Annotated in this window: 8 protein-coding genes and 1 pseudogene; 7 read left to right on the top strand and 2 right to left on the bottom strand. The window is 33.8% G+C overall.

Going from position 1 to position 5,733, the window contains the following annotated elements; translation table 11 throughout:
* The 4 genes and pseudogenes from J7E67_RS27865 to J7E67_RS27850 all read left to right on the top strand — a co-directional run.
* On the top strand, positions 1–527 hold a 527-nt coding region (locus J7E67_RS27865; RefSeq protein ID WP_214733252.1), incomplete at its 5' end, for an IS4 family transposase.
* Between the two features lie 123 nt (positions 528–650).
* On the top strand, positions 651–1,301 hold the full coding sequence (locus J7E67_RS27860) for an SDR family NAD(P)-dependent oxidoreductase (protein ID WP_214713011.1): 651 nt from the start codon (positions 651–653) through the stop codon (positions 1,299–1,301).
* A gap of 325 nt (positions 1,302–1,626) precedes the next feature.
* Positions 1,627–1,761, top strand: a pseudogene (locus J7E67_RS27855) (JAB domain-containing protein); the annotation flags it as partial.
* Positions 1,762–2,046: 285 nt separating this feature from the next.
* A complete protein-coding gene (locus tag J7E67_RS27850; protein ID WP_214733251.1) occupies positions 2,047–2,277 on the top strand; it encodes a hypothetical protein in 231 nt (76 codons plus the stop codon).
* A 103-nt stretch (positions 2,278–2,380) separates the two neighbouring features.
* Here the strand turns inward: J7E67_RS27850 and J7E67_RS27845 are convergent, their stop codons facing one another.
* Positions 2,381–2,557, bottom strand: a complete 177-nt coding sequence (locus J7E67_RS27845; RefSeq protein ID WP_251027050.1) for an aspartyl-phosphate phosphatase Spo0E family protein — start codon at positions 2,555–2,557, stop codon at positions 2,381–2,383.
* 453 nt (positions 2,558–3,010) lie between these two features.
* Between J7E67_RS27845 and J7E67_RS27840 the strand changes: the two genes are divergently transcribed.
* From J7E67_RS27840 to J7E67_RS27830, 3 genes are all read left to right on the top strand, one after another.
* Positions 3,011–3,367, top strand: a complete 357-nt coding sequence (locus tag J7E67_RS27840; protein ID WP_214733249.1) for a hypothetical protein — start codon at positions 3,011–3,013, stop codon at positions 3,365–3,367.
* Between the two features lie 404 nt (positions 3,368–3,771).
* Positions 3,772–3,981, top strand: coding sequence for a hypothetical protein (locus tag J7E67_RS27835; RefSeq protein ID WP_214713015.1), 210 nt, complete (start codon positions 3,772–3,774; stop codon positions 3,979–3,981).
* Between the two features lie 259 nt (positions 3,982–4,240).
* Positions 4,241–4,468, top strand: coding sequence for a DUF2187 family protein (locus J7E67_RS27830; protein WP_214713016.1), 228 nt, complete (start codon positions 4,241–4,243; stop codon positions 4,466–4,468).
* Positions 4,469–5,043: 575 nt separating this feature from the next.
* Here J7E67_RS27830 and J7E67_RS27825 read toward each other — a convergent pair.
* Entirely contained in the window at positions 5,044–5,193 is a 150-nt protein-coding gene (locus J7E67_RS27825) for a hypothetical protein (protein ID WP_214713017.1), read from the bottom strand.
* Positions 5,194–5,733 lie beyond the last annotated feature (540 nt).

The following is a 5,733-nucleotide window of genomic DNA, read 5'->3' as shown; positions in this document are numbered from 1 at the left end:
TGGATTACGAGCGATTCGACCCCATGACGGACGAGGGCTATTTCTTTGTTTCCCGCCTGCGAAAGAACGCAGTCGTACGGTCACTCGAACACTTCGAACTACCGGAAGACTCTGTCGTAATGTCGGATGAAATGATTGTGATCGGCACTGCTCAGAACCGGTTAGAAAACGTGTTCCGTCTTTTGAAAGTGCTGGATTCCAAAGGCAATCAGCTGAATCTGATCACGAACCGGTTCGATTTATCCGCGGACGAAATCGCTGAACTGTACAAGTCCCGCTGGGCCATCGAACTGTTCTTCAAATGGGTGAAACAGCACTTGAACATCAAGAAGTTCTACGCGCAAAGTCAGCAGGGTGTACACAATCAGGTGTACATTGCGTTGATCGTCTACTGCCTGAACGTCCTTGCGCAATTGCGGACGAACAGCAAGCGAACCTACTTGCAGATCAGCCGCTATCTGAAGGCTTCCTTATGGAAGTCCGCGCATATCTGGCTCCGGAAAATCGAAGGGAAAAGCGTGCCATAACCCAAACAATCAGGCGCTGTTACACCAGTCAAAGGGTATAGTAAAAAATTGGATGCATACTGTCTCTGTTCAGCTGTTTTCGTTTTTTCTCTTTAGAGCAGAGAATTATAAACAGAATATTCCGTGACCATTTGTACAACGGCAGTGGGAGAATCTATTTGTAATAAATTGTTATCGAATAATAACCATTTACTATGTATTTCTAGAAAAAAGAATAATGAACTAATTTCCCTTGCAAACTCAAAGAACTGCAAATTGGATTATTTCGAATTCGATTTATACAATACAAATGAAATCGAAGAACTTATGAAAAATATTTTTGATAAAATTGATTCTTCTGTTATTGAGTCTTTATATCTCATTAACAATGCTGGTGTTTACTTTTCTCAAAATATAGAAGAAACAGAGCCAAACTCTATTATAAAAATGATGAATGTAAATTTAATTTCTCCAATGATTTTAACGTCTTGTTTTATAAAAAAATCTGAAAAATACAATATTGAAAAAAGGATTTTAAATGTTTCGTCTGGTGCATCATTCAACTTATCTTCTGGTGGAAGTTGTTATTCTACGTCGAAAGCAGGACTTGAAACTTTTTCGAAAAGCATTGGGATAGAGAAAAGTAATGTTAAGATAATGGCAATTCGACCAGGAATGGTTGATACTTATATGCACAGAAATACTGTAAATAAAAAAAACTTAAAAACACCTGAGTATGCAGCTATAGAATACTTACTTTTTTATTTGAAAGATTTGAACACGGAAAAGCAGTAAAAGCTTGGTAATATATGCTTAATTACATTACAGAGATTATTGAACTAAAACAGCTAATAGTAGCTCAAAGTTGTATTCCGTTATAGGGCGCTTTAGTGGAATAAAATCGGTGGTTATAAATTAATCATTTGATAGATAGAAGCTATCGGTAATCATTGTGATATAAAATTACTAATTTAGCACCGTTCAGAATTTTATGGACGGTGTTTTGTATGTATACAGATTTTATTTTATAAGAAATATGAATGCTTTAAATACATGTAGTCAAAGTGAAGAAATTGATTTTATTATATTTTTAACACTTTACTATTGATAAAACTGTAATCCGAGCAATGAAGATATTGAAGTCACGAAAAGATTAGTGGAAGCAGGTAAGATTCTAGGAATCGAGGTCCTTGATCACCTGATTGTAAATGCCGATGCTGAATACTACAGCTTGAAAGAAAAAGGTAGAATGTAAGATTCGAAGGAGAGGGAGGTTTAATCCCTCTTCTTTGTTATTTTCTTTTTTTTGTGGTAGTTCGTCTTGTTTGGGGGCATCGAACCCCCAACAATACGGCTGCATCCATGCTTCGCAAGGATGCAGCATAAAAACCCCGAATGAAAGATAAAAAATTGTTCGATTATTGTAAATATTCGGTTAAATCGACAAACATTTTACAATCACTTGTTTATAATGGGAGAAGGTGATACTTGTTTATCCAAAAAGTTTTTCCTACATTTTTTTATAAGGGGAGATGAAAATATGGATTTTTATGAAAAGTTACCTACTGATTTTTTAATTGCTTTTTATGATGAAATGATGAAAAACATTGAAAAAGGATTGTTAACGAAAAATATGTATTATGAATTAGGTTTACTGATTTCAGTTGCAAGTCATAGGGGTATTACATTAGAGCAACCATGGGACTTTGAACAGATAATCAATCAAAAGGCTCTGGATGATTTTATTCAATTTACGCAAAATGTAACGTAATAAAGGATGGTTTGGAACCATCTTGTGAACTTTTAGGATGTAACCAGCAAAATAAAATCAAAAAAAAATTCCCGTATTCAGTTGTAAAAATACAGGACTTTAATCAAACTTCTGTATGGTGTTGATTTTTACTTTTTTGATACATCGTGATGAGCTCGTCTAATTTCCGACTGCAACAAAGGGTGTCATCGCTATTTAATCCAGTTTTTCCCGCAATTAGGATCAAAATCTTTCTCATCTGATTGATCCGGTCCTCTAGTTCCTCAATCTCGATAAACATCATATATTCCCCTGATTCTCTTTAACTGTTTTTAATTCGATAAATTGGTTTTCCTCGCAATTATTATTATGCGAAAAATTCTTTATAATTGGAATACATCTGACAAAACCCCCTAAAACATTACAAAAAATTTTGTAGATAAAAGAACTTAGGGCGAAAAGAAAGGAACAAGAGGCCTTTCTCTCAGTCGTACTTGTCGCTTTTTTCGGTTTCCTCCTTCATTCCGTACGTTTCCAAGGTATTTATAGGTAGCCACGAGCATACTTAGAAAAACAAGAATAAACCGTGGACTGCGTATTCATGCAGCTTAACAGACAATCAATTTTCCGTTTCGATGTTGACTAAGTCAACAGGAGGGGATAGAGACACGCAACTAAACGGATCATTGAAAAGTTTCCGAAATTTAAAGGTAAGTTAAAGGCTTATGAGAACATTTTAACAGTGGAAGAAGCAATGCAAGGATTAACAGAAGTTAAAGCAGTATTCTTAAGATTAGCTTGGTTTTTTGAAGCTCCCAAATATGAAAGTTTTAATATCGGATTATTGTATCATCATTTAGAGAATGAATGGCTCGAATTCGCGTTAGAATTAATGACTCAGTTCTTTAGAGAGGATACGTATTTAATTCAAAAACCTACCTTTTCCATTCTTCGAGAAACGCCGGATCATTATTTTAATCAAAAGCAGTTTGCTGATTTCTTATCGGAACATGGCTTGAATTATGATAAGCGGAAATTAAATGTGTATTATAGTCGAGGGAAAATACCGAAAGCGGATGTTGAACTTGCAGGTACTCCCTATTGGAGCTAATCTACAGCCGAATCGTTTTGCGAACAGGAGAAGGAACGATTAAAAAAGGAATAGGGTTAAAGCTGTTAAAAGCAATGTAGCTTGGGTTCCAAGCTATTTTTTATTTGTATTGTATTGTGAATGAATCGGTGAAGTTCTTTCGAATAAACCAGGGATTTAGTTTGCAGTTTGCTATTGGCAAGCTTAGAATATCAGGCAAAGTAAAAGATATAATCCACACTTTTCCTCCGAATATTTCGCAATTCTAAATAAAACCTAAACTTTATCTATCTCAATATCCATAAATTTGGTAAAATGCATATAAAAGCTAATTTAAAAGAATCGTAATTAAAATCATCATTATGGGTTCTTCAATTTGTGTGTTTTGCCAATAGGTTGCATTGTCCGTAAAAGGGGATGAATACATGTGGATTTGGATTATTGTTTTTATTCTGTTTATCGTCCTATCGATCGTGCTTGAGGAGGCAAGCCATTATCTTTTGAATCAATATTTATATGAGTCTAAATATGGAAAGCAACTAAAATGGAAGAAAAGAATGATGACCCTTTTAACTTTATTTAAGAATAAATTACAAATAGACATACATCAAACGAAAAAAGAAAAGAGTTCATAAGGAAATTTAGAAAGATGAAGTAAGGTCTTAAATAAGAAATTAGCCGATTTTATTGATAAGGTTTTTACAAATGCTGATGCTAAATTCTAAGTATAAGCCATTTCTTAAGGGAGTTGATTCCGGACCATATCAGTAAAGGACAAGGTCCAATACATATATTGAACGGTCTTCAATTGCGAAGGATATAAAAAATAACAAAACTTTGAATATAAGAAAGAAAAAAGTAATAGGCTAACTGTACTTTTCTTGGAGGGGAAAAATGATATTCAAGGCAAATGAAATCGCAGAAATGGGAGATCATATTCTTTTTAAGAATGGAATCAAATGGATCGTTGAGAAGGTAAATGAAAATTCAGTCATTGTGAATATAACCGAAAATAAGACGGAATGGGAGTTTGAAGGAAATAGAACCGTTGTGGCACATAAAAATTACAAGGTTTTGGTAGTGCATGACGTGAAAGCAAACGTCATATATACACGATTTTAAAAGAATTGATTCCTTTTACCGGAGAGGGTTGGATTTTGCTCACTTTTTCATAAAGTAACAGCAAATATAAAACTATAAGAATTTTAAGTTCTATTAAAATTGAAAATGTAAGCGTTTTCTATTATAATAAATAATGGGTTGGATGGCATGTGTGGCCGTCATCGTATTTGGCGTAGGCGGGGCCGATACTAGGGACAGATGTTGAAATGTCTTTGTGGTGATATACTAAACATCATTCGTTAAATCATGTGGAAAATCAAGGATGAAGAAGAAATATAACTAAAAACTTCTTACAAATAAGATGTGCTGGATAGTATAAATGACTATCCAGTTTTTTATTGGGAATAGGTTTAATACTTCAAGATTTTAGAAACGACATTTATGACACTTTAACTCTTTAAAATTCCATCTAAAGATGTGAATTAGGAAAACGTGTTGACCATCTCGTTGTGGATGATATCCGCTATGTTTCCATCCTCTATAAAACAGCCCTTCTCAGCGGTTTGCTGGAAGGGCCAAATATCTTAATTAAGGCAAACACTAAAAAACGTTCAGCGTTTTATTCGTTGTTGTAATTAATTCATTTTTTCGTTTTGTTCCATTTGATTTAATTTCCTCTTTGTGTATCTATTGGAGAAAAATAGCATGAGAATGAACAAAATTAAACATCCACCCATAATCAACAAGAAATATTGCATCCAATCCATGAGAACTGAAAACTCCATTCAAATCCCCCTTTAATATTTACCTGCCTTTTATTATTTCTATATCTTGAAAAAAATTTCCTCCTGTTGAAGAGCAATAATGTATGGGTTTGACCTTTTTATTTATGTATTTACTTGACTATTACATGGGTTATGGAAAAGAACTCAAGATTGACGGTGGATTTACGTTCATCCTGAATGTGAATTCTTTTCTTTAAGGATCAATTTTTGTTACAAATCCAACGCGTAAACCGTTTAATCGCGGCAGAACAATACATTGCCGATAACAACCAAAAGTGGGTTTACGAGCAATTTGAAAACTATACTATCGAAACTTAATATACGTTCGCCCTTCTTTATTCCATTAAATGGCCAGATTGTGGAACAACAACTTTAAAGAAAATTGGATATCTATGTTTAGTTTAGAAGAAATTGTGAAGGTTTGTATTTAAACTAAAGTAGCAGTTAAGTTAAAGAAGGATTTTCAGCAAACTTTGTTTAATGATTAACATCTATATATCGTTGAATTATAATTTTTTGGGGGGGAGAAAATTATGGTAG

This window comes from Bacillus sp. ISL-46 (assembly GCF_018613205.1).
The sequence above is the reverse complement of the archived record's forward strand: the minus strand, read 5'-3'. Positions and strand labels throughout refer to the sequence as shown.